Annotated in this window: 22 protein-coding genes; 3 read left to right on the top strand and 19 right to left on the bottom strand. The window is 63.1% G+C overall.

What is annotated here, in order from left to right; translation table 11 throughout:
- Positions 1-27 precede the first annotated feature (27 nt).
- Positions 28-369, top strand: a complete 342-nt coding sequence (locus CQ12_RS08885; RefSeq protein WP_057834935.1) for a YbaY family lipoprotein — start codon at positions 28-30, stop codon at positions 367-369.
- On the opposite strand, the gene CQ12_RS08880 is transcribed toward CQ12_RS08885, so the two are convergent.
- The 7 genes from CQ12_RS08880 to CQ12_RS08850 all read right to left on the bottom strand — a co-directional run bounded on the left by CQ12_RS08880 (position 356) and on the right by CQ12_RS08850 (position 7,429).
- The gene (locus tag CQ12_RS08880; RefSeq protein WP_057834934.1) at positions 356-1,489 is read right to left on the bottom strand and encodes a carboxypeptidase-like regulatory domain-containing protein; all 1,134 of its coding nucleotides are present in this window, start codon (positions 1,487-1,489) and stop codon (positions 356-358) included. The two genes, CQ12_RS08885 and CQ12_RS08880, sit on opposite strands and share 14 nt — an antisense overlap.
- A 19-nt stretch (positions 1,490-1,508) precedes the next feature.
- A complete protein-coding gene (locus CQ12_RS08875; protein WP_057834933.1) occupies positions 1,509-2,678 on the bottom strand; it encodes a caspase family protein in 1,170 nt (389 codons plus the stop codon).
- A gap of 11 nt (positions 2,679-2,689) precedes the next feature.
- Complete coding sequence (gene legP, locus CQ12_RS08870; protein WP_057834932.1) at positions 2,690-3,478, bottom strand: Dot/Icm T4SS effector Zinc-dependent metalloprotease LegP; 789 nt, start codon at positions 3,476-3,478, stop codon at positions 2,690-2,692.
- A 117-nt stretch (positions 3,479-3,595) separates the two neighbouring features.
- Complete coding sequence (locus CQ12_RS08865) at positions 3,596-5,194, bottom strand: phospholipase D-like domain-containing protein (RefSeq protein ID WP_057834931.1); 1,599 nt, start codon at positions 5,192-5,194, stop codon at positions 3,596-3,598.
- A 355-nt stretch (positions 5,195-5,549) separates the two neighbouring features.
- Positions 5,550-6,401: a phytanoyl-CoA dioxygenase family protein gene (locus tag CQ12_RS08860; RefSeq protein ID WP_057834930.1), complete on the bottom strand. Its 852-nt coding sequence runs from the start codon at positions 6,399-6,401 to the stop codon at positions 5,550-5,552.
- Positions 6,402-6,508: 107 nt separating this feature from the next.
- Complete coding sequence (locus CQ12_RS08855; RefSeq protein WP_057834929.1) at positions 6,509-7,009, bottom strand: L-2-amino-thiazoline-4-carboxylic acid hydrolase; 501 nt, start codon at positions 7,007-7,009, stop codon at positions 6,509-6,511.
- A 36-nt stretch (positions 7,010-7,045) separates the two neighbouring features.
- A complete protein-coding gene (locus CQ12_RS08850; protein ID WP_057834928.1) occupies positions 7,046-7,429 on the bottom strand; it encodes a nuclear transport factor 2 family protein in 384 nt (127 codons plus the stop codon).
- Between the two features lie 147 nt (positions 7,430-7,576).
- On the opposite strand from CQ12_RS08850, the gene CQ12_RS08845 reads away from it, so the two are divergent.
- The gene (locus CQ12_RS08845) at positions 7,577-7,966 is read left to right on the top strand and encodes a TfoX/Sxy family protein (RefSeq protein WP_057834927.1); all 390 of its coding nucleotides are present in this window, start codon (positions 7,577-7,579) and stop codon (positions 7,964-7,966) included.
- A 43-nt stretch (positions 7,967-8,009) separates the two neighbouring features.
- Here CQ12_RS08845 and CQ12_RS08840 read toward each other — a convergent pair whose 3' ends face one another.
- Positions 8,010-10,685, bottom strand: a complete 2,676-nt coding sequence (locus CQ12_RS08840) for a flavin-containing monooxygenase (RefSeq protein ID WP_057834926.1) — start codon at positions 10,683-10,685, stop codon at positions 8,010-8,012.
- Positions 10,686-10,844: 159 nt separating this feature from the next.
- Positions 10,845-11,789: a LysR family transcriptional regulator gene (locus CQ12_RS08835; RefSeq protein ID WP_083519199.1), complete on the bottom strand. Its 945-nt coding sequence runs from the start codon at positions 11,787-11,789 to the stop codon at positions 10,845-10,847.
- Positions 11,790-12,014: 225 nt separating this feature from the next.
- Between CQ12_RS08835 and CQ12_RS08830 the strand changes: the two genes are divergently transcribed.
- Entirely contained in the window at positions 12,015-12,992 is a 978-nt protein-coding gene (locus tag CQ12_RS08830) for a Bug family tripartite tricarboxylate transporter substrate binding protein (protein ID WP_057834925.1), read from the top strand.
- A 102-nt stretch (positions 12,993-13,094) separates the two neighbouring features.
- On the opposite strand, the gene CQ12_RS08825 is transcribed toward CQ12_RS08830, so the two are convergent.
- The 10 genes from CQ12_RS08825 to CQ12_RS08780 all read right to left on the bottom strand — a co-directional run.
- Positions 13,095-14,285, bottom strand: coding sequence for an ABC transporter permease (locus CQ12_RS08825; RefSeq protein WP_057834924.1), 1,191 nt, complete (start codon positions 14,283-14,285; stop codon positions 13,095-13,097).
- Between the two features lie 2 nt (positions 14,286-14,287).
- Positions 14,288-15,448, bottom strand: coding sequence for an ABC transporter permease (locus tag CQ12_RS08820; RefSeq protein WP_057834923.1), 1,161 nt, complete (start codon positions 15,446-15,448; stop codon positions 14,288-14,290).
- Positions 15,445-16,125 carry an ABC transporter ATP-binding protein gene (locus CQ12_RS08815; protein WP_057834922.1) on the bottom strand — a complete coding sequence of 227 codons (681 nt, stop codon included), beginning with the start codon at positions 16,123-16,125 and terminating at the stop codon, positions 15,445-15,447. Before CQ12_RS08815 ends, CQ12_RS08820 begins: the two co-directional genes overlap by 4 nt.
- A gap of 48 nt (positions 16,126-16,173) precedes the next feature.
- A complete protein-coding gene (locus tag CQ12_RS08810) occupies positions 16,174-17,289 on the bottom strand; it encodes an efflux RND transporter periplasmic adaptor subunit (protein ID WP_063799703.1) in 1,116 nt (371 codons plus the stop codon).
- 245 nt (positions 17,290-17,534) lie between these two features.
- Positions 17,535-18,548 (bottom strand): zinc-dependent alcohol dehydrogenase family protein, encoded by a 1,014-nt coding sequence (locus CQ12_RS08805; RefSeq protein WP_057834921.1) that lies wholly within the window; start codon positions 18,546-18,548, stop codon positions 17,535-17,537.
- An 85-nt stretch (positions 18,549-18,633) separates the two neighbouring features.
- The gene (locus CQ12_RS08800; protein WP_057834920.1) at positions 18,634-19,260 is read right to left on the bottom strand and encodes an FMN-dependent NADH-azoreductase; all 627 of its coding nucleotides are present in this window, start codon (positions 19,258-19,260) and stop codon (positions 18,634-18,636) included.
- A gap of 13 nt (positions 19,261-19,273) precedes the next feature.
- Complete coding sequence (locus CQ12_RS08795) at positions 19,274-20,851, bottom strand: isochorismatase family protein (protein WP_057834919.1); 1,578 nt, start codon at positions 20,849-20,851, stop codon at positions 19,274-19,276.
- 22 nt (positions 20,852-20,873) lie between these two features.
- Complete coding sequence (locus tag CQ12_RS08790; protein ID WP_057834918.1) at positions 20,874-21,722, bottom strand: MBL fold metallo-hydrolase; 849 nt, start codon at positions 21,720-21,722, stop codon at positions 20,874-20,876.
- Between the two features lie 35 nt (positions 21,723-21,757).
- Positions 21,758-22,648, bottom strand: a complete 891-nt coding sequence (locus CQ12_RS08785) for an amidohydrolase family protein (protein ID WP_057834917.1) — start codon at positions 22,646-22,648, stop codon at positions 21,758-21,760.
- The coding region (locus tag CQ12_RS08780) for a VWA domain-containing protein (protein ID WP_157088083.1) at positions 22,645-23,241 on the bottom strand (597 nt) is incomplete at its 5' end. The genes CQ12_RS08785 and CQ12_RS08780, both read right to left, overlap by 4 nt.

The raw sequence follows: 23,241 nt of genomic DNA, 5'->3' as shown, positions 1-23,241 counted from the left end.
TCGTGCTGAGCTTCGCAGGAAAGCCCCATGCGCAAGATCTCGATTCGTGGCTGGATTGAGCTGCCGTCGCCGCAATCGTTCGACGGCGCGACCGCGACCGTGGGGCTCGATGACGTGACCTTGATCGACGCGGTGTCGACGCGGATCGCGGAGACCGTGATCGAAGGGATCAGCGGACGGCAGGATCGCATTCCCTTTCATCTGGAAGCACACTGGGATTTCCGCTCGCGTGACAGCTATGTGCTGGCGGCGGAAATCCGGCATACGGGCGGGGACCGCCTTGGTCCCGGCGACTTCCTGACGACGGTCGCCGTGCCCTGGACGGCCGACCGGACGGATGGCAATTCGGTGCCGGTCACCCGGATTTGAGCGCAGGGACGCGTCGAAGCGCTGATGTCGACAAGGTCATATCAAGCGCGATCACGAGCTCGCCGAAAACCTGCGAGATCCGCTTGAGCTTCTCCATGTCGGTCGCCGTGACTTGCAGGCTGGATTCGCCTTCGGGAGCCAGTTTCGCATAGGTCTTGGCGCGATCGGCCAGATAGCTGATACCGGAACGAAACAGCGGCGCCCCCGACTTCGGAATATCCAGCAACAGTTTTAGCGCCTCCGGGTGCCGGCCGCAGCGCGCCAGATACTCGATGCGAACCGCGAGCGCGTCCGGAAGCCAGGGATAGGAGGCAACCAGATTGCCGGTCCACTCGTCCAGGCCTTCGAGCTGGTTGGCGCGTATCAGCACGTATGCGCCGAGTGTTGCGCGAAGCGGGGATTGCTTTTTCGTGGCGTAGTAGTCGGGCCGCGTAACCAGCGTGCGCGATATCGACCGCGCCTCGTTCGCCTTGCTGTTGTCGGCGAAGTCGAGCAACGAGTTCAGTTCGCCGTCGTGGAAATCGAGCTTGAGGGTGAGCTTGTCGGTCTTGAGGTCCAGAGACCATTCGACCGTCGTTGAACCGCCTTCATCGATCGGCACCGCGAAGTAATTGTATTGCTTCGAGCTCTCGATTTCGATCCAGACCGCCTCGCGCGAAAACGGGATATCCAGGTTAGACCGGGTCGTCGGCTCTCGCTTGAGCGGGATGGGGGAGGCGGTGCCGGGGATCCTGTCGGCCAGCCAGTTGCCGCGAAGAATCGCAAACGACTGCTTGAAGAAATACTGCGTGACCGGGCGCGAAATCTCCCAAAGCGAATCCGAAATCGTGTTCGTGGTTTCGAGGTTCGGAGGAAAGGCGACATCCGAGAGCGCGATGTTGAGCTGCTTGTTCTCGCCGGGACTGACGATTACGACGTCGTCGACCGTTGACTGGTCGCCGTTCGGCAGCAGCGCGGTGACGTAGTAGCGTCCCGGCGGCACTTCCAGGGTGTCGTCGCTGACCCCGCGCGCCCTCAGCACGAGCTTCTCGTCACGCACCTCGATCGGCAACGCTCCGCTCCACCTTTGGTTCGGCGGCGTATCGAGCTTGAACGTGAGCGTTGCTTTTGGTTCGGCCATGGCAACTTTCCTGAGCGGCTCAGCTCTGGGGCCTGAGCAGCGGTACCAGATTGTGCGTCCAGGGCACCAGCGTGGGCTTCATGAAAGCCCGGAGCCGCGAACGAAACGGGCTTGACGTCAATCGCCCCGAATCGACCTGCACTCGATAGACACCCGCCTTGACGGTGAGATTGAACGTCGTCTTGGCGCCAGGATTGCATCCGGCAATCGGGTCATTGTTCTCGTCGAGAACGCCGATGGTGCGGGGCAGACCCAGGCTGTCCGGTTGAACCTCGACGGTTACATCGACGTCCGGCGGGCCTGCAAGATACCGGATCACCGGTGAACCGACCAGGCTGCCCATAGTCACGAGCGTCCCGAGGTTGTTCTTTGTATAGTAGAAATCCAGCGCGTTCTTGATCGTCGTTGCCGTCACCGGCCACTGTCCGGTGACTTCGTCCGGTTCTTCGGCGCCGCGCTCGAAGGCCAGCGTCAGGGCTTGGCAGAAATGACTCGGTTCGCGGTTGCGTCCCAGCGCGATCTTGCCCTCGCCGGTGCTGAATACCATCGGCGCCGCCCGTCCGTCCGCGTCACTGAGCTCGATTCCGAACACCGCCGGAACCGTAGGATTGAGAAAGGTTCTCAGTTTTGCGTTTCGGTCCATACAGGCATCGACGAAGTAGAACTGCGTCCGAGCAATATCGGGACGCGTTGCTGTCGGTGCCATGCCGCTTTTCACATTGTGCATTTCGATGCACTCGTTGAGCGGCGCGTCGCTCGTCAGAAAATCATCGAGCATGAGTACGGAATCGTCGGATCCGCGCTGCGTCCCGTGGCCCGCGAAGTAGAAGAACGTCATGTCTTCCTTGTTGACCGAGGCGTCCTTGCGCCACTGGACCGCGAGTTTGGAAAACGCATCCCGGCTGGCGCGGGTGGGCGTGACGGTGGCAAGCCGTGGCTCGACCTGCACCTCGGCCGGTGACGGCGAGAGCAACAGCCGAACGGTTTTCAACGGCAACCGCAGGCCGGTCTTCATGATGAAATCGAAGATCTTGAGAGCCGAAAGCGCGGGCGAGGAGAGCTTGTTGAGCTTCCACGTTTCATCGGAGGACGGCTCGCCGGCGTCCGGCAGATTAAGGTAGTCGCTGACGCCGACGATCAGTGCATGAACGCCGGCGCCCTGGACATTGTTGTTGACAACCAGCCCCACCGGTCATCTCCTCACGACTTGATGAGCTTCTTTACCGATGCGATGTCGCCGGCGCTGAGCTTCTTGCGCTGCCCGATTTCGACGCCGGCCTGCTTCGGAATGATCGTGTCTTCACCATTCGCGCTGAATGCATTGCGCGGATAATGCATGATCGAGCCATAGTCGTAAGCGAGGAGATCGATGCCGTCCTGAATGTGCTGATTGAAATTGTGGCGGGCATTCGGCACGACCGCATCGAGCTTGACGGTCACAAATTGATTGCGGTCCTTCCTGCTTTGCTCGTGCCAAAGCCCGACCGTGTGGCCGATTTCGTGAATGCAGTTCCCCGTGCTGCAGGCGCTGCCCAGGATTATCTCCTGCCGCCCGCCGCGCCGGCCGACCGAGGAGGCGCAACCGCTCCCGGGACGAAACACGACGAAATCGCGATGAGCGGGATCGGCCGAGTTCCGCTTCACAAACTTGATCGGCGTATTGTCTTGCCAGTGCTTGATCGCGTCGAGTACGCGCTGCTGGTTCGGCAGATTGGGGTCGATCTCGAAGGGAATCGTGTTGTTCTTCCAGCGGAACTGGGTGCCGACGATTCCGGTGCCGAAGGATTCGACGCCTTCCTCCTTGATGCCTGGATTGTCATCCACGAACTTCTTGACGGCTTGCGCTTCGGCCACCGTTCCAAGAATGATGCATCCTTCGAACACCGCAAGACCATCGACCGCGGCGTAGGTGACCTCCTTCCAGCCCGTGTCGAGCGGCTTGATCCAGGTCGTATCGGTCGTATCGCTTGTCAGAAATCCATCAGCCATAACAGTCTCCCATCATGAAACGGGTCAGGCGGTAATTCGCCGAATGTGCTAGCGGGTGCAGTATCGAGATAGTTCGAGTTACAATCGCTACGCCGTCAGTTAATGGAGCCACGTCGCCTAGCCGTAGTAATCGCGCCATGACATCCGCACCATGCCCGGCGGCGTCTCGTCGCCGTCGCGGGCCACCGTCACCGGTGGATCATCCTCGATGAAGGCGCTGGCGCGGTTCTCCCAGTCGAACATGAAGGCGTTCTGGTAGTAGGTCGCGATCTCCTTGTTGAAGATGATCAGTCCGGCATCCCGGTTGCGCAGCACGCCGTCACCGGACCAGTTCGCGCTGCTGACCAGCACGATTTCGCCGTCCACGATAATTCCCTTGTTGTGAATGCTGCTCTGGCTGCGGAAAACCGTTTCCTTGAAGCCGGACTCCACGAGCTTTCTGATCTTGTCGGCCGCGCCGTTGCTGCCGACAATAATTCTCATGTCGAAGTTCGGGCGATTGCTGAGTTCGGCGAGCTTGGCGAGCATTTCGGTGAACTTCTTGTCAATCTTCTTGTCGCTGAAGGTGATGTAGGAGAACTGCAGGAAGATCGATCGCTTGGCGTCGTCGATCAGTTCCATGATGCGCCCTATGTAGTTGTCGGGCGTCAGGACCGGGGCGACCTCGAACTCGCCGGGCTTGGTCGGCAGGATTTCGGGGGCGATCGGCGTCGGCGTATCCGCGACGTCATCGGCGTCGAACAATGCCTCGACCGGCACAAAGACATCAGGCAACCGGGCGGCGGCCTGCGCATCCAGCACGACGCCGTCCTCGCCGGCCTCCGCTTCCGCCTTCGAGCCGTCACGGTCGTGCTTGATGTAGCGCTCGAAGAGCTTGGCAAGCTTGTCATCCTCGACGATGACATGCCATTCCCGGTTGCCCTTGCTGTACATTCCCTTCGCCTGGGCAGGGATTCCGATCGGGTCGATGTTCGGCTGGCTGCGCGAGCTCCAGTTTCCGCTGGACAGCCAGAATGCGCTGGAATCGCGGACCGCGACCTTCTCGTGATAGGCGCTGGCGAAGCGGCGCGAGGCGCCGCACCGCACGATAAAGCCGTCGAGATTGTCTTTCAGGGACTTCCTGAGCTTGGTGCGGATCTTGGTTTCCGGCTCCGTCATGCCGTCGTCCCAGGTCAGCACGACCTGAAGATCCTTGTCGCGCACCGTCTCGATGAAGCTCTTGGCGATATAGTCGGCATTGAAGTCATACATCGCGACGGAAAGCGTCTTCTTGGTTGCCTCGAGGAACGGCCGCAGCACCGGCCAGCCGGCGTCAGGACCGATGTGGCAGAGAAGCGGCTTCTTGACCTTGAACTTCGCGTTGATCGGGTTTCCGGTGATCGGCTTGTAGGTGAGGCCGGTAGCCGAAGCCGCGACGCTGTCGGCGATGGGCTGATCGCTCATCAATGCCATGACCTGCCGCATAGGATCGGCCTGCATGACGCTGACGCGATAGGGTCCGAGCTGACGCGGCATGCGCTCTTCCGGCAGCACGCTGGTCGATGGCTTCTTGTGGGCCACGTAGACGATGACCGCCGGCTCCTTGTGCACGGCGCCATCGATGATCGGAAAACCGGGTTCAGCGGAAACAAATCCCTCGACCGCGGCCAACTGGGTCATGTTGGCGTCGATTACGGACTGCACCTTGTCCTTGGTCTGTTGATCGAGGAAGCGCATCGTTGTGGCTCCGCCGCTTCAAATGAATCAGTTGCAATGACAGTCGTCGTCTCTGCTTTCAAAAGATGCGTATGGCAGTTGGTCGATCGGTTGCGCTGCGTGTCGCTGCAAACCGTGGTGTCGCCAGTAAAAAATTCGGTAGCCTGCAATCAATGTCAGCACGGAGATACACTCCGACGTGCGATGCCTTCGGTTTGCTACTTTGCCGGAGCAGCGTGTATCTGTCAGTGAAGCACTTCACAAACCGGTTCAGTGGTCACGAAGAAGGAGGGTGAGCGCATCGTGCTCGATGCGTTCCCTGCGAAGGCCTCGTGTGGAGGTGATCCCCCCGTTCAGGCGCTGCGCCTGGTATCCGTCAATGCGTCCGCAGCAGGCGCCTTGGATGAACGCCGTCGACATAACCCATGAACGGCGGATGGATCGAGTAGCCGATCAGTTCGCGCGCGCGTTCCGGCAATTGGCTCACGAGGTCGGCGGGGACGGCGAGTGCCATGTTCTCGAGCTGCCGCACCCAGCCCGCGCAGTATTGCGGGGTAACGATTAGGCGCGGCCGGTCGGATCGATTGGCGCCGCCGCGATGCCACAGTGTTCCCTTGGTAATCGCCAGCGATCCGGACGGCATGATCAGCTTGATGGCGTCCGTTCGATCGCCTTCATCGTGCGCGGCTTCGTTGGTGAAGTGTGCAGGTTTCACCGCGCCCTCGATATACTGTCCGTCCCAGAGATGACTTCCCGGAATGATTTCGGTGGCGCCATTTTGCTCGGTCGTATCGTCGATTGCCCAGAACGTGGAGATACCGAGCGCCGGACGGGGCCGCGGTATCTGGACGCCGCCGTCGTCGAAGTGCCAGGGCTGCGCCGTCTCGCCGGGATGAAGGTTGATCGCGAGCATGGCCGACAGCAGGCAGCTGTCGCCGAGCTCGGCCTCGGCAAAAGCCAGGGCGAGCGGATGGATCACGAGTTCAGCGAACACCGGCGATTTCGCCAGCAGGGCATACACGCGGTTGGTTTTGGTGCCTTCAAAATCGTTGCGGCCGAGCAGATCGCGCGCCAGGTGCGGGGCCAGCGCCGCGCGGATTTCCGCGACGCGGTCGGGTGCAAGTACGCGTTCGAAGATCAGGTAGCCGTTGCGGTCGAACTCGTCCTTCAAGGAGGCGAGTGAGCGTCCCTTGAGCCAGGGCGAAATCTGCTCCGCTGTCGCTGCCATCGGCGCTCTCCCTTGCCAGCCCGGTCAGGCCGGGTTTCTTGGGATGCATCATACGCCACTATCGATGGCTTTCACGGGATTTCTGCGGCGCACGTGGCGCCAGGAAATCATGATCGCGGGGCGAAGGCGTAGCGGAACGTGCAGCTCGGCGCACCCTGCATCAGGGTCTGGTCGCGGCTGAGGCTGACCTCGCTGCCGCCGGCGGCGACGATGTCGAAATCGGTGGCGCAGACCAGCAGCGCGCCGAGCTCCGGCTCGCCGAGCGCGCGGAAGAACTCCGCAAAGCGGCAATGCGTGACGTCGAACTCCAGCGCCTCCTTGTCGTGCCGGCGCATCTCCACCTTCACTTCGCGTTCAGTGACGTCGGCAAGCGCGGTGTGCATCGCTGCCCATTTGCGCCGCGCGCTGCCCTCGACGCGCCCGCCAACATCGGCGAACAATTGCTTCGACCAGTCGCGCAAGGCCTGTTTGACGATCGCGTCGGCCTTTTCCTTGCCGAGTTCAACGCGAAGCGCTCGCAGCACGGGCACGAGGACCTGGGCCTGGATCCGCGTCTTGTCAAGCAGCGATAGACGGGGGTCGACCATGTAATCTTCGAGGACATTCATCGTTTCCTCCTTCCGTGCAGCACGGAGTGCGGCAGATCATTCCCGCAGCTCGGTCATGAAAACCTTCTGCGCGATCTGCCAGCGGCCGTCGATCTTCAGCAGCGAGAGTTGATCGGTAAAGAAGCGCGGCGGTATGGCGCATTTGAGCTTGACGTAGGCCATCGTCGGGCCGACGAGATCGATCGACACTATTTCGTCGTGGCGCGCCAGGCCCCGCTGCTTTGGCGATGGTCTGTTCCGCACATTGCCGAGCCAGGTGTCGCGCGGCGTGATCGCCAGTTCGCCGCCGTCGTCGATGCTGGTCAGTGCGCTGGTCGGATGAAAGGCGCTTGCGATCTTGCTCGCGTCGCCCTCGTAGAGGCCGTCGAGATAGGACTGGATCACGCCTTCGATACTTTTGACATCGTCTGTGGCGGTCATGGGGTCTGTTTTTCCGTTTTTCTTGTGAGGAGCGTCCCGGCGACGACAAACGAAATCAATGGAGCGGTCAACGTAGAAAATCTAATGCATGACAGGCTGCCGGCCTCCTGACATGTTTGGAGCTGGGATAGCCAGACTGGATTGTGAATGGTTGCCAGCGAAACCTATGCCGAGTTTCTGCGCGAGCAGCTTAGCCCGCTCGGCCATGTCACGCTGCGGCGCATGTTCGGCAAGACCGGCGTGTTCTGTGATGGCGTGATGCTGGGGATGGTGACGGAGAACACGCTCTATTTCCGGGTCGACGATCAGAACCGCGAGATATTCAAGGAGGCCGAGGCGTTCCCGCCCCTCAACTATGCGAAGCAGGGCGAGACCATCGACCTCGCATTCTGGCGCGTGCCGGAGCGACTGTTCGACGAGCCCGATGAATTCATCGTATGGGCGCGCGCCGCGCTGGCCGCGGCCCACCGGGTTGCAGCGAAGCGGCCGGCGCCAAAGCAAGGCAAGGCGCCGCGGTCACGCAAACGGCAATCGTGAGCGGCCTTTGGGCCGCTCAGTGGAAAGATCATCGTCGCCTTGCCTATCCCGCCGCGGCGTTGACCGCGATCGGTGAGGCCTCGCCGCCTTCTTCCAGCTTTCGCGGCAATCCGGCAAAACCGCGCAGGGCTTCGGCCATCTTTGCGCGTCCGCTGACGCCGGTGACCACTACATCCACCATCATCAGGGATGAGTGGAAATGGCCCCGCGCCTGGAGCTGCTCGACTGGTACGTCAGCGGCAGCCAGCGCTTCGGCATAGGCGATACCTTCGTCACGCAGCGGATCGAACTCGCAGGTCGCCACGAACGCAGGCGGCAGATTGGCCAGATTGCCGCGCAGCGGCGAAACGCGCGGATCGGTACGGTCGGCGGGCGAGCAGTAGATGTCCCAGAACCAGAACATCAGCGAGCGCGTCACGAAATAGCCCGTCGCATTGTCGGTGTAGGACAGGCGATCGAACCGGCAATCGGTGACCGGGCATATCAGCAGTTGCCCCGCGATCTGCGGCCCGCCGCGATCGCGCGCCAACTGACAGGTGACGGCCGCGATATTGCCGCCGGCGCTCCAGCCGGCGACCAGCACCGGTCCGGGCTTGCCGCCGAGGTCAGCGGCATGCTCGGCGATCCAGCGCGTCGCCGCATAGCCGTCCTCGGCCGCTGCCGGGAAGCGATGTTCGGGCGCATGGCGGTAACCGACGCTGACCACGATCATGCCGCTGCGCCGGCAGATGTCGCGGCAGAACGGATCGTCGGATTGCTCATCACCCAGCACCCAGCCGCCGCCGTGCAAATAGACCACGATCGGATGCGGCCCCGGCGTCGCCGGCCGATAGAGACGATAGGGCAGCGGACCGTCGGCGCCTTGCAGCGCGCCGCTGCCGACCTCGCCGACCGGCCGCCCCGCGGGACGTCCCTTGTTGAATTCGGTGAGGAAGTCGCGCGCGCCCTGGGCGCCCATCGACTCGATCGCCGGCAGGTTCATTTCCGCCAGCATGCCCAGCACGATCCGCACGTCTGGCTGCAGGCGCACCACCTCGCCGTCGTTGCATTGCTCGGCAACGTTGGGGCCGGTGAGCCTGAAGCCCAGCATGCCGCGGCTGACTACCTCATTGCAGATGCCGCGGTAGGGACCGACACCGCTGGTATAGGGCATCAAGGCCTGCACCTTGCCGGGGACGTTGGCGCCCGTGTACCAGGTGTTGGCCAGCCGATGCAGTGTCAGCATCGAGCAATCGGCCATGTGCTGCGCCCAGCCGGCCTGCGCCGTTTCGGTTGCTTCCATGGTCGTGAAGCCGGCGTCGCGCAGCGCCGCGAGGCGATCGACCACCCAGTCGACATGCTGCTCGATCGACACCGCCATGTTCGACAGCACCGATGGGCTGCCTGGGCCCGTGATCATGAAGAGGTTGGGGAAGCCCGCAACCGTGAGGCCGAGATAAGTCTGCGGTCCCTGGGCCCAAACGTTCGACAGGGATTTGCCGGCGCGTCCGGTGATCGGATGAACCGCCATGATCGCGCCGGTCATGGCATCGAAGCCGGTCGCGAACACGATGACGTCGAGATCGACGCTGCGCTTGTCGGTGACGATGCCGGAGCCGGTGATCGCCTTGATCGGCTCTTGCCGCAGGTTCACCAGCGTGACGTTGGGACGGTTGTAGGTCGCGTAGTAGTTGGTATCCAGGCACGGACGCTTGGAGCCGAATGGATGGTCATTCGGGCTCAGTGCCGCAGCCGTCTCGGGGTCTTTCACCACGGCGCGGATCTTCTCGTGGATCAACTTGCCGATCAGCGCGTTGCCGTCGAAATCGGCGGCCTGGTCGGCCCAGAGCTGGGTCAGGATGTGAACGAGATCGCCGGCCGCCCACGCTTTTTCGAAGCGCTCGCGGCGCTCGGCGTCGCTCAATTGCCAGCTCACCGCCATCTCCTGCGGATACGGCACGCCCGCGAGCGACCAGCGCGCCTGTTCGCGATAGGCGGCGCGGTCCGCCTCAAAGTAGGTCTTGCGGTCGTCGGGTGCCGGACCGTTATGCGCGGGCAGCGCAAAACTCGCTGTGCGCTGGAATACCGTGAGATGCGCCGCTTGCTCCGCGATCAAAGGAATCGACTGGATGCCCGATGATCCCGTGCCGATCACGGCGACGCGCTTGCCTGCGAGGTTGACGCCATCGTGCGGCCAGCGGCCGGTGAAATAGATCTCACCCTTGAAATCCTTGACGCCGTCGATCTCCGGCGGCTTCGGCGTGGAGAGACAGCCGGTGGCCATGATGTAATAGCGGCAGGATACGTTCGTGCCGTTGTCGGTTGTGAGTTGCCAGCGCTCGCCGGCGTCATCCCAGTTCGCGGCCTTGACCCTGGTGCCGAAGCGGATGTCGCGGCGGAGGTCGTAACGATCGGCGACGAAGCCGAAATAGCGCAGGATTTCCGGTTGCGTCGCGTATTTTTCCGACCAGGTCCATTCGCGATCGAGTTCGGGATCGAATGTGTAGCTGTAGTCGATGGTCTGGATGTCGCAGCGTGCACCGGGATAGCGGTTCCAGTACCAGGTACCGCCGACATCGCCGGCTTCCTCGATCACGACCGCCGAGAAGCCGGCCTTGCGCAGTCGATGCAGGAGATAAAGGCCGGCAAACCCGGCGCCGACGACGGCGACATCGACTTGCTGCGTCGTGCCGCTGTTCGTGGGTTCAGAAGAACGTGCTGCGACCGCTGCGTCTGGCATGCCACTCCTCCCATATGTTACTTTGAGGGAGGCTACGCCTGCATGTTCAGTTTGTCATCAGGACATCTACAACCATTGGATGTTTCTTGCAGGGGCGCTCCGCCGCCATGGATTTCGCATTCTCCGTCTGAAGCAGCAGTTTACGCGTGATGCATTTCGCTAGACGCGCTTGCGCCGTTCGCCAGTGCGGTGACGCTCGATTCCACCTGCCGTCCAGTTCGGGCTGAAATGGAGCGTGAAGTCACGAAAACTCTCCACAGCGGGAGAAAGCGATGCGCTGTTCCGCACGAACATCGCGATCTTCCATTTGACGGTGGGTTGCATGAGCGGCAGGAACGTCAGCCCGAAGCCGCGCACCAGCGGCTCGGCCATCGACGGACAGATCACGGCGCCTTGTCTCACCCGCAGCATCGACAGCGCGGTGTTCACCCGGTGCACGGGCACCAGCTCCTTCGGATGATGCCGGGGCGGCACGTGGCTCAGTACGTTGATGGCGATGTTGGGCATGTAGTTGAGCAGGGGGCGCACGCGAAGCTCCTTCCAACTGACCGACTTGCCTTTGGCCAGCGGGTCGTCGCCGCGCAGCGCCACACATAGCGGGTCGGCGCAGATCATGTGAACCTCGACCTGATCATCCGGAACGACACCGGCCGGTCCGAAGCCGATATCGGTAGCGCCGTTTTGCAAGCCGGCCAGCACTTCCTGGATCGGCACGTCATCGAAGCGGATGTTCACGCCGGGATGGCTATCGTTGTAGGCGGCGATCAGCTCCGGCAGCAGCGTGCAGGATAGCGTTTCCGGTGCCGCGACACGCACCACCCCGCGGCGAAGCTCCTTGAGATTGGTCAGGTTCTCCAGCGCCTCGTCCAGGTTCGACAGCACGCGCCGCGCCATCGGCGCAAAGGTCTCGCCGACCGCTGACGCCGACACCTTGCGGGTGGTGCGGTCCAGCAGGCGAACGCCGACGCGGTTCTCGAGCTCCTTGATCAGGCCGGAGAGCGCTGCCTGCGACAGGTGCATCGCCTTCGCGGCTTCCGAAAAGCTTGCGGCCTCCAGCACGGCCACATAGGCGCGCAACTGTCGCAGTGTCACGTCCATCGCCATGCCGCGTCCTCCAGCGTCGCCGTTTCGGAATTCATAGGCCAGGCTTATTAATTGGTCAAAAAATACACATTGTTCGATAGAAGACGCCTATCTATCGTTGCGGCGACGACACCAGGAGCCCGGCGATGCAGCGATGCGATCGCGCCCATGCGGCTCGAATAAACGGGATGGACGCGACGGGCTGCACCGCACCTTCTGGCGGCGTTCTGCCCCGAGGAGGCAATCATGAACGTCACACGCCGAACGCTGCTGGGGACCATCGCCGCCGGTCTTGCCACAGGTCCGCGCGTTCCCGCGTTTGCCGAGGGCGATTGGCCGTCACGGATCGTGCGGCTGGTGTCGCCCTACGGGGCCGGCGGAGCAAGCGACATCTCGTTGCGCATTCTGGCCGAGCAGCTTGGGCGCGGTCTGAACCAGCAGTTCATCGTCGAAAACAAGCCGGGTGCAGGTACGCGCGTCGCCAACGAGCTGGTCTCGCGCGCCGCGCCGGACGGATACAGCTTCCTCTATGCGGCGGCGCCGTTTGCGACGGCCGAAGCCTTGTTCGAGAAACTCAACTACAACCGCAAGGATCTGCAGCCGGTGGCGATGGCCGTGATGGCGCCGTTGTTCCTGGTGGTCAACGCGCAGGCACCCTTCAAGACCGTTCAGGAAATGATCGCCTACGGCAAATCGCGGCCCGAAGGCCTGACCTTTGGTTCTCCGGGGGCAGGCTCGCAACCTCATTTGGCCGCCGAGCTGCTGTTCAGGGACGCAGGCGTCAAAGGCCTCATCGTTCCCTTCCGCGGCGACAACATGGCCTATACGGAACTGCTGGCGAGCCGTCTCGACGCCACATTGACCGCCATCAGCACAGCCTTGCCGCACATCCAGAGCGGTCAGTTGCGCGTGCTGGGTGTGGCGTCGGCCACGCGCAGCCCGATTTACCCCGAGGCGCTCACGTTGCGCGAGCAGGGGCTTTCCAACGTGATCGCTTCCGGCTGGTACGGCTTCATGGCGCCGGCGGCAACGCCGGGCGCAATCGTCGATCGCTTGCAGGCGGAGGTCATTCGTGTCCTTGCCGATCCCGAGGTGAAGCAGAAGCTGATCGCTCAGGGTCTGGAGGCGCGCCCCGGCACCGCCGTCGAGTTTGGCAAGTTCATCGACGACGAGACGCGCAAATGGGGCGAGGTGATCCGCGCCGCCGGTCTCAAGGGGGAATAGGGGCTCATAGCGTTTTCGAGCGAAGTGGACACCGGTTCGCGTCAAGAAAACGCGTCAAAATAAAAATCTAGAGCGCGGTTCTGATTCAATCAGAACCGGGCTCTAGTTCGCGTACAGGCCCTCGACGATCGGCAATCGCGCGGCGCGGACGGCTGGAAACAATCCGCCGACCAGGCCGACGATCAGCGCGAGCGCAACGCCCTCGGCGATCAGCCAGGGACTGAGCTTGAAGTCGAACACCACCTGGGTGAAGTTGCCGCCGAGCGTCGAGGCGGTGACGCCGTCGAATATCAGGTAGGTGGCGGCAGCGCCCAACAGGCCGCCGATGATGGCGAGCAACAGCGACTCGGCCAGCGTGCCGACAAAGGCGGGAAAGCCGCCGAAGCCGATGGCGCGCAGCGTTGCGATTTCCGTGGCGCGTGACGCCACCGACGAATACATCGTGTTGAGCGCGCCTGCGATCGCCCCGAGTGCCATCGCAATCGCCAGCGGCCAGCCGAGCTTCTGGATCAGATCGGTGGTTTGCGACGCCTGTTCGGCGAAGTAGCTGGCTTCGGATTTGACGTCGAGCTTCAGCCGCGGATCGGTATCGCTGTAGTTCTTGAGCTCGCTCAAGGCGGCGGGGCCGGTGAGGCGCGCGCGCACGGTCTGGACGATGTTGTTGCGGTTGAACAGGCTCTGCACCACATTGAGATCGGCCCAGATCTCGGATTCGAACACGCTGCCGCCGGCCTCGAACACGCCGACCACGGTCCAGCGCGTGGCGCCGAATGCCACCGTGCTACCGAGGTCCAGCCCTTCGAACTCCCGCAGCAGCGCCTTGCCGACCACGATTTCGTTGCTGCCGCGGCTGAACATGCGGCCTGCGGTGATGGCAACATCCTTGCGCAAGGTGGTGCCCTGTTCGCCGATCCCGCGCAGCGGCAGGTTGGCCTTGGTCTTGGTGGTGCGTTTGATGCCGTCGACCACGAGATAGAGCTCCGGCGAGATCAGGGGCTTGCCGTCGGCACCGCGCGCGATGCCGGGCGCGTCCTCGATCAGCCGCACCTGGTCGCGGCTGACCGTGCTGTTGATTTCGGCCTGGGAGCCGGCGCGCAGCACGATGGCGATGTCGTCGGCGCCGGAGCCTGCGATGGTGCGCTGGAAGCCGTTCGCCATCGCCAGGAAGGCGAGCAGCACGATCACCACCAGCGCGATCGCGATCACCGTCGAGAGCGACAGCCAGCGCCGCTGCGCGATGCTCTTGAGATTGATTGATGTGACCGCCGCTACCTGAAGCCAAAGCGAGCGCATGCCTATCCCCGTCCGAGTGCGGTTGCAATTTTGAGCCGCATGGCGTTGAGCGCTGGAATGATCCCGGTGATCAGCCCAAGCGCGACCATCAGCGCCAGCCCCTGCAGCGCAATCGTCGGCGATACGGCAAAGGTGGGCGCGATGTTGGAGAGGCTGGTGCGGAGCGCCATCGCAATCAGCGCCGCAATCGCGAGGCCAGGAATGCCGCCGAGCAGCGCCAGCAACACGGATTCGCCGAGGACCATTGTCAGGATTCGCGGGCCTGAGAAGCCGAGCGTCTTCAGCACGCCGATCTCCCGGGTTCGCTCGCGGATCGACAGCGCCATGGTATTGCCGACGATCATCAGGATGGTGACGAAGGCGGCGCCGACCACCAGCAGCACGATCAGCGCAATATTGCCGAACTGCGCCGCAAAAGCCTTCCCGAACGCCTTTTCGGTATCAGTCGAGGTCTCTGCCGTGGAATTGGCGAACATCGCGTCGATCGCTTTCGCGACCCGATCGTTGTTTTCGGGCGAGGTGGTCTGCAGGATCATCCAGCCAATAGTGTCCTTGCCGAAGCTACGGGTCTCGTCGAAATAGGGGTACTGGAACAGGAGGAAGTTGGTGTCGACGTGCTCGGCCTTGCCCTTGACGATTCCGGCAATGGTGAGATCCCAGGTATGGCCGCCGCTCTTCTGGCTGAAAATGTTGCTGTTGAGAGGGATGCGATCGCCGATCTTCCAGCCCCATTTCTGTGCCAGGCTTTCGCCGACCACCGCGCTGCCGCGGTCGCGCGTGAAAGCCTGAAGCTGGTCGGGCGGAACCTCGAATTCGCTACGGTACACGTCGAAATAGGTGTTCGGCTCGATCGCGAGCGCCATGATGAAATTTTTCGGGTCTTGATAGTAGCCACCGAACCAGTTGGCGAAGGTAACCTGCCGTACCCCTTCAACCGCGCGTACACGATTGAAGTAGGCGATCGGCATCGGCTGGGTGAAGTTGATCTTGTTGACGGTGATCATCCTGTCGGCGGCGGCGGCATCCTCGCCGGCCGTGAAGGCACGGTAGAATCCGGCGAGCACGCCGAAGATCATGAAGGCGATCAGGATCGACACGATCATCAGGCTCGCGCGCAATTTGCGGCGGAACAGGTTTTTCCGGACCAGGTCGAAATCGTTCACGCAGCCAGCTCCCGTTCGACGAAGCGGCCCTTGTCGAGATGCAGGACGCGCTTGGCGTAGTTGGCCGCCGCAGGATCATGGGTGACCATGACGATGGTCTTGCCAAGCTCGCCGTTGAGCAGTTGCAGGATCGACAGGATTTCGTCGGCGGACTGACGGTCGAGGTCGCCGGTCGGCTCGTCGCACAGAAGCAGGTTCGGGTCCGAGACGATGGCGCGCGCAATCGCCACGCGCTGCTGCTGGCCGCCCGACATTTCGCGTGGGCGGTGTTTTGTGCGATCGGCGAGCCCGACCACGGAGAGCGCGGTTTGAACACGCTCCGCGCGCTCCTTGCTGCGCAATTTCGTCAGCAGCAGCGGCAGCTCTACGTTTTGCGCTGCGGTCAGCATCGGCATCAGATTGTAGAACTGGAAGATGAATCCGATATTGGCGGCGCGCCAGGCCGCGAGTTCGCCCTCGGAAAGGCCGTCGATGCGGTGGTCCGCAACCGAGATCTCGCCCGCGTCAGCGCGGTCGATGCCCCCGAGCAGATTGAGCAGCGTGGTCTTGCCCGAACCGGACGGCCCCATGACGGCGATGAAATCGCCGCGCGGAATCGCCAGATCGAGATGATCGAAAATCGAGATCGTTTCCTTGCCCTTGGTGAAGCGCTTGGCTACGCCGGTAAGGCGAACCATCGGATGTTCGGCTGTCACGTTTCTCTCCTGTCGGAATTCCTGGCTGCGCTAGTTCGCGGCGGCCTCGGTGGCGCCGTTGGCCTTGCCGCCTGCCTTGTCGTTGGCCTTGCCGTTTTGCTTGCCGTTTTCCTTGCTGTTTCCCTTGGCTTGCAGAAAGTTCACCTTCACCGCCATGTCGGGCAGGATGCGCGGGTCCTTCTTGTCGAAGCGGATGCGAACCTTCACGGTGGCCTTTTCGCGGTTTGCGGTCGGTACGATCGCGATCACGGAAGCGGGAATGGTCCAGTCCGGATAGGCATCCAGCACCGCGTTCACGGGGCCCCCGGGGGTGACGCGGCCGATGAAGGCCTCGTTGACGTCGACCTCGATCTCGATCGAATCCATGTCGACGATGGTGCAGATGCCGGTTCGCGTAAAACCGCCGACCGACATCGGCGAAATCATCTCGCCGGGCTGCGCGCTGCGATCGACAACGACGCCGCCAAAGGGCGCGCGGATCTGGTGCTTGTCGAGCACCGAGCCGCTCCGCTTGGCGTCGATCTTGGCGGTCTCGAATTGCGACTGCGCCTGGCGCAATTGCGCGCTGAGCACGCCGACACGGGCCTGGGCCTTGGTTAGATCGGCCTCGGTGGCAAAATTCTTTTGCGAGAGTGTCTGTATGCGCGTCATGATCCGGGTCGCATCCTCCAGATCGGCCGTGATCGCGGCGACGGCAGCGTCCGCGGTCTCGACACGCGAGCGCGCCAGCTCGTAGTCCTTTTCGGCCAGCACGCTGTCGAGCCGCGCGACGATCTGACCCTCGGTCACTGTCATGCCTTCGTCGATGAAAACCTCGACCACCTTGCCGGTGATCTCGGCCGCCACGGTTGCCTTGCGCCGCGCCACCACATAGCCGGAGGCCGCCAGACTGCCGGCCGGTTTGTCGGTTGTGGCCGCCGGCGGCGGTTGAACCTGCGAGGTCTGCTTTTGCGCGGCGGGCTGCGGTGCGGTCTCCCTGGGCGCGTCTTGCCGGTGCATTTCGTAAGCGGCAAAGGCGGCAAATCCGACGACGCAAATGGCAGCAGCCGCCGCTAGCGGCAGCCAGCGCCGGCCCGATCGCGCCACCTTGTCAGTGGTGCGATCAATGGTCAGCGACCGCAGCAATTTGCTCTTGTCTTCGCTCATCGTTCATTTCCGTTCGACGGCACGCGCGAGAGCCAGGCGGGCACTCGTTTTCGACGAGGTGATTTTCTCGGATCGGAAGCCTTATAGCGACGGCGGCAATTCTTGCAACCAGCAAGCGTGTCTGGCGCCGCGCTGTTGCCGGCTGTTGCCAGCGGGTTGTTTGGCTCCGGTATCTGCCGATCTGGATGCGCTCAAAACCCGGCATTTTTGCAGCGGGAACCGGCCGCGGGGGTTTGGCCCGGCGTTCAGTCGATCGCGATCGCCACCTTGCCGAAATGCGTGCCGCTCTCCATGTGGGAAAATGCCTGTTTCGCCTGGTCGAAGGCAAAGGTCCTGTCGATCACCGGTTTCATCTTGTGAACCGCTGTTGCCTCCGCCATCGCCTGGAGATCCTCGACCGATCCGACAGTGACGCCCTGCAGCCGCTGCTGCTGCATCACCATCAAGGGAAGGCGCGAATCTGACGGCGGCGGGCCGGCGAGCACGCCGATGAAGGCGATGGTGCCGCCGATCCTGACGGCCCGGATCGACTCGTTCAGCGTGCCGACCCCGCCGACCTCGACGACGAGGTCGACGCCCTGGCCACTCCATTCGCGTGCCTTCTTTCCCCAGTCGGGCGTCGCCTTGTAGTTCAAGGTGAAGTCGGCGCCGAGCTGCTTGACGCGTTCGATCTTGGCGTCGCTGGAGGAAGTTGCGATGACGCGCGCGCCGCACATTTTGGCAAATTGAATGGCAAAGAGCGAAACGCCGCCGGTGCCTTGCGTCAGAACGATCTGTCCGGGCCTGATGCCGCCGAACTTGACGACCGCGCTCCAGGCCGTGACGCCGGCGCAGGGGAGCGCGGCGGCTTCGATGTCGCTGAGATGCTCCGGCGTTCTGACCAGCGCATGTCTTGGAAAGATGCGATATTGCGTCAACACGCCGTCGACCGAGCCACCGAGAGCCCGACTCATCTTGTCTGCGCTGGGTTCACCGCTGAGCCAGCTTTCGAAGAAGCTGCCGATGACGCGATCGCCGGCTGCGAATTCCCGCACGCCCGGGCCGACCCGTTCGACCACGCCCGCACCGTCCGAAACCGGCACAAGCGGAAATTTCTGGCGCGAGCCATAGCCGCCCTTGACGGTAAGAAGATCGCGATAGTTCAGCGTTGCCGCCTTGAGCCGGACGAGCACCTGGCCTTCGCCGGGCTCCGGCACAGGCTTGTCGACGAGGGCAAGTCCATCGATTCCGTTCGGTCCCTGCAGCTCATAGCACTTCAACGGGGATCTCCTTCGGCACGCTCCAGCAAGCGCCATATTGCCGCAAATGTTCCGGTTCCGCCAAGGCTCTGGGCAAGCCCGCGCGTCAGAATCGCGCAGCCATCTCGGCCAGCCGGCGATGCGCGGCTTCACGCGCGGTGCGGATCGGTTCCGCCGGCCCGGTGGTCGGTCCGATCGGCACGAACCGCACGTCGCTGACGCCGATGAAGCGCAGCAGCTCGCGCAGATAGGGGGTGGCCATGTCGATGCGGCCGCGATTCATCCCGGTGACGAAATCGCTGCCGCTGGCGAGGATGACAACTGTCGGCCGGTCCTTGAACAGGGGCAGATAGCCTTGCGCAGGATCGAAGCGGAACGCCAGCCCGGGCTGCGTGATCACGTCGATCCACTGCTTCAGTTTGTAGGGGATGCCGAAATTCCACATCGGCGTCGAGATCAGTACGCGGTCGGCGAGCGCGAAGCGGATCGCGATGCGCTCGGCGACCGCAAAGGCGTCGCGCTGCGAGTCGGTGAAAGCCCGGCCGTTGATGCGGGCATATTTGGCCTCCAGCACATAGTTCTCGAATTCCGGCAGGTGGTCCCGCCACAGGTTCATCACGTCGATGTCCCAGTCCGGCCGCGCCTGCCGGAAACGGTCGACGAACACGCGTGCGCCGGCAGAGGATTCCGAGTCCGCGCGCGGCGAGCAGCTCAGGTGAAAGAGTTTCGGCATGGCCGGGCGCCGCTCATCCCAATCCCCTGATCACCGCGTCGGCGTTGGTGACGACGGCGACGTTCTGCATCGCGAAGTTGATGGAAGCGTTATGCCAGTCGGCGTTCATCGTCGAGCAGCAGTCTTCGGGCACGATCATGAAGTAGCCCTTGTCGGCGCCGGTGCGGGCGGTGTGCTCGATCGACATATTGGTCCAGGCGCCGGTGTTGATGATCATGTCGCGGCCGGTCGCCTTGAGGATGGTCTCTAACCGCGTGCCTTCCCAGGCGCTCATCCGCATCTTCTCGACGACGAAATCGCCGGCCCGCGGCTCAAGCCCCGGAACGGGAGCCGCGCCCCAGCTTCCGCGCACCATCGCGCCGCTGTCGACGAGCCCTTCGAACAAGGGAGCGTTGAGCGTGACGCCGGGCGCGCCCGGCTCGACGATGAACCAAACATGGATGATGACAACGCCACGGGCCCGCGCGGCTTCCGCGAGGCGCCGGACATTGTCGACCACACGCTGCTGGCGCGCGTGGCCGGGTGAGCCGGAATCCGCAAATGCCCCGCCTTCCATGATGACGTCATTCTGCAGATCCTGGATGATCATCGCGCAGCGGCGCGGATCAAGCTGCATGTCGCCGGTAGCTAGTTGAGGAGACACGGGCGCAGCGGATCCGGTGTCAGGACCTGTCGAAGCGCGGCCGCTCATATAAGGCTCATGCCGCGGTCCGGCCTTGACCGGGATGGCGTAGACCGAATGCGTCGCGGTCAGGTAGAGTGTGCGAAAATCAGGTCCGCCCCAGGCGAGATTGGCGACGAGTTCGGGCACGCGCACCTTGCCGAGCAATTCGCCTGATGGCGAATAGACCCAGACGCCGCCGGGCGCGGTGACCCAGACATTGCCGCGCTGATCGCACTTCATGCCGTCGGGCAGGCCCGGTTCGAGCTCGGAACGGACGCCGCTGGCGAAGACGCGCGCATTGGACAGCGAGCCGTCGGCCTCGACGTCGAAGACGCGGATCAGCGCCTGCACGGTGTCGTTCACGTACAGCAGGCGCTCGTCGGGCGAGAAGCAGAGGCCGTTCGGCTGGTCGAACAGATGGCGGTCGACGACGAGCTTTGGCGGGCCACCGCCGGGCGGAACGCGAAAAATGCCCTGGAAGCCGAGCTGGCGCGGCCGCTCGACGCCGTAGACCGGCATGCGGCCATACCAGGGATCGCTGAAATAGATCGCGCCGCTCGAATGCACGCAGACGTCGTTCGGGCTGTTCAGCTCCTGGTTATCGAAATGCGAGGCGATCACCTCGCGCCTGCCGTCAGGGCGTTCGCGGATCAGGGACGAGGTGGCGTGCTCGCAGACGATCAGATTGAGCTCGGCGTCATAGGTCATGCCGTTGCATTTGTTCGAGGGACGCTTGACCTCGACGACGCCGCGCTTGGCGTCCCATCGCCGTCGCACATCGGCCGGCATATCCGAAAACAGCAGATAATGATGTGTCGGATGCCAGATCGGCCCTTCCGTAAAATCAAAGCCGGTGCCGACCTGGCCGACCGGCGCATAGGGGTCGATCAGGGTCTCGAACTCCGGGCGCAGCGTGACATGCGTCATCGGTCCGTCCTTCTCTCAGCGCTCAGGCCGGAAACCAGTTGCGCTGCGGCAGGCTCTGCACGACAGGACCAGGCACCTGATCGTGCAAGCGGCCGACCACCATGCCGCCTTCGATCTTGGCGGGGCGGTCATGGACCGGGAGCAGATAGCGCGAGTTGCTCAACAGCTTCTTGATGGCCGCCTTCTCCGCCCGCTTGCTGGTGCCGTGATTGCCTGTGGTGCGCGGTTCGGCGTCGTGGATTTCGTTGAAGGGGGTGACGATCTGGTCGTTGAAGTCGTAGATCACGTCGCCGCAGATGGTGGCGATGCCGTCGGCGGTATGAACGTGGATGTTCATCGAGCCCTCGGTATGCGCATTGGCAGCGTCGCAGTAGACGCCGGGCATCAATTCGATAGGACCGGTCACTTCGAGATCGAGGAAGCGCAGCGCGCTTTTGGTGTGCAGGCGGTCGATCAGGTGCTTGATGTCGGGCGCCGGATATTGCGGGTGCATCAGGCCGGAGACGGAATATTCCAGCTCCTTCCGGTTGAGAACGACCGTCGTGTTCATCGGAAACAAATCGTCCTTGCCGGCGTGATCGATGTGCAGGTGGGTGTGACAGACGTAGCGGACGTCGCCCATGCGGACGCCGTGGCGCGCAAGCTGGTTCTCGATCATGTTCTCGTGAAACTGGAGCCCGCGCATGCCCAGCGTTTCCATGATCTGGTTGGAGCGGTAGCCGGTGTCGACCACGACAGGGTAGGGACCGCCGACGATCAGGAAGCCGAGCGTCAGGACACGGCGGGTCCGTCCGCAATCGCGGCCGAGCACGAGGAAGCTCGATTCCAGTTCGATGTCCCCATAATCGAGGATCTTGATCTCAAGCGGCATCTGTTCCCTCCCATAATCGTTTCATTGGTGCGCCGTCATCGATCGAGCCGGTAGACGCGCAAGGCAGTCTTTCGCAGAACGGCGTCGCGCTGATCGGCGGCGAGCGAAGCTGTGGCGACGAGATAGGCATCGATCAACTCCCGATAGGTCGTCCAGAGTTTCTCGATCGGAAAGTTGGAGCCGAACAGGCAGCGGTCGGCGCCGAAGATCGTAACGGTATCGGTGAGAATGGAGGCGATATGCGCGGGATCGTTGCGGTGAATGAAGGTGCCGAGGCCGGACAGTTTTGAGACGACGTTGGGGCAGGCCGCGAGCCGGCCCATGCCGCTGCGCCAGAGAGACCGGCCCTGCACGGAAAGGTCTTCCAGCATGCCGGCGTGCTGCAGGATGAAGGTCACGTCCGGGCAAGCCTCGGCAAGGCCGGCGGCATCCGCCATCTGCGGCGCGAACACCTGCAGGTCGAAGCTGAAGCCATAGTCGGCGAGCCGCGCGACATTACGGCGGATTTTGGGATCGGCGCAGAGATCGGGCCGGGCCGCAAAGCGATAGAGCGGGTTGTCGTGCCAGTGCAGTTGCATGCGCACGCCGCGCACCAGCGGATAGTGCGCCAGACGGTCGAGTTGCGGGCGGACGTCATCGACGTCGAAATCGGCATAGGAGACGATGGCGTGGGGCCAGCCGTGATCTTTCGCCGTCTCCTGCACCCACGCGGTTTCGTCCTCGAAGCGGTCATTGGCCCAGTTGGTCTGTACATAGACCGAGCGCGAGACGCCGGAGCCTGCGAGATCGCCGAGATATTCCTGGATCGGATAGTCGCGCCGGATCGGCTCGTAGGGGCCGAAGATGCGTGGCTGCATCGGACCAACAAGCCAGGGCAGGTCGGCCTGACGCCAGATATGATGATGGGCATCGACGATTTCGGTCACGCGGCCTTCCTTTGTCCAAGCGAGAGAACGTGCGAAACGATCGCGGCTGACGATCCGCCGTCGACCAGATCATCCACGAAACGGCGGATCGCGATCAGCGCTTCGGTCTGCGGCTGAAAGCCGGGGCCTGTGGCGAGCGGCGTCAGCCAGCTCAGCCGCCAGGCGCGCCGCGACAATTTGGCGACGGCGTCGCGCAGGGCAGATGGATCGCCACGCTCAAGGCCGTCTGAGAGGATGACGACGGCGGCGCCGCGCGCATAGCCGCCGAACCGCGGTACCGCCAGGAACGCCTGCAGCGCGTCGCCGATCCGGGTGCCGCCATCCCAGTCGCTGACCAGATTTGCGGCGGCGGACAGCGCCTGCTCGCGGCGCTTGAGACGGAGCGCGCGGCTGACGCGGGTGAGGCGGGTGCCGAAGGTGAATACCTCGACGTTGGGGGCAGCATGCACCACGGCATGCGCAAGCTTCATGTTGTCGTCGGTGCGCCCCTTCATCGAACCGGAGACGTCGATCAGGAGCAGCACCTTGCGCGGCCGGGTGCGCCGCTTCAGCCGACCGAGCCGCAGCACCTCGCCGTCGTTGCGTACGCTTTC

The organism is Bradyrhizobium jicamae, from assembly GCF_001440395.1.
GTDB classification, from domain to species: domain Bacteria; phylum Pseudomonadota; class Alphaproteobacteria; order Rhizobiales; family Xanthobacteraceae; genus Bradyrhizobium; species Bradyrhizobium jicamae.
Note: the sequence above shows the minus strand (reverse complement) of the source record. Positions and strands in the feature narration are given on the sequence as shown.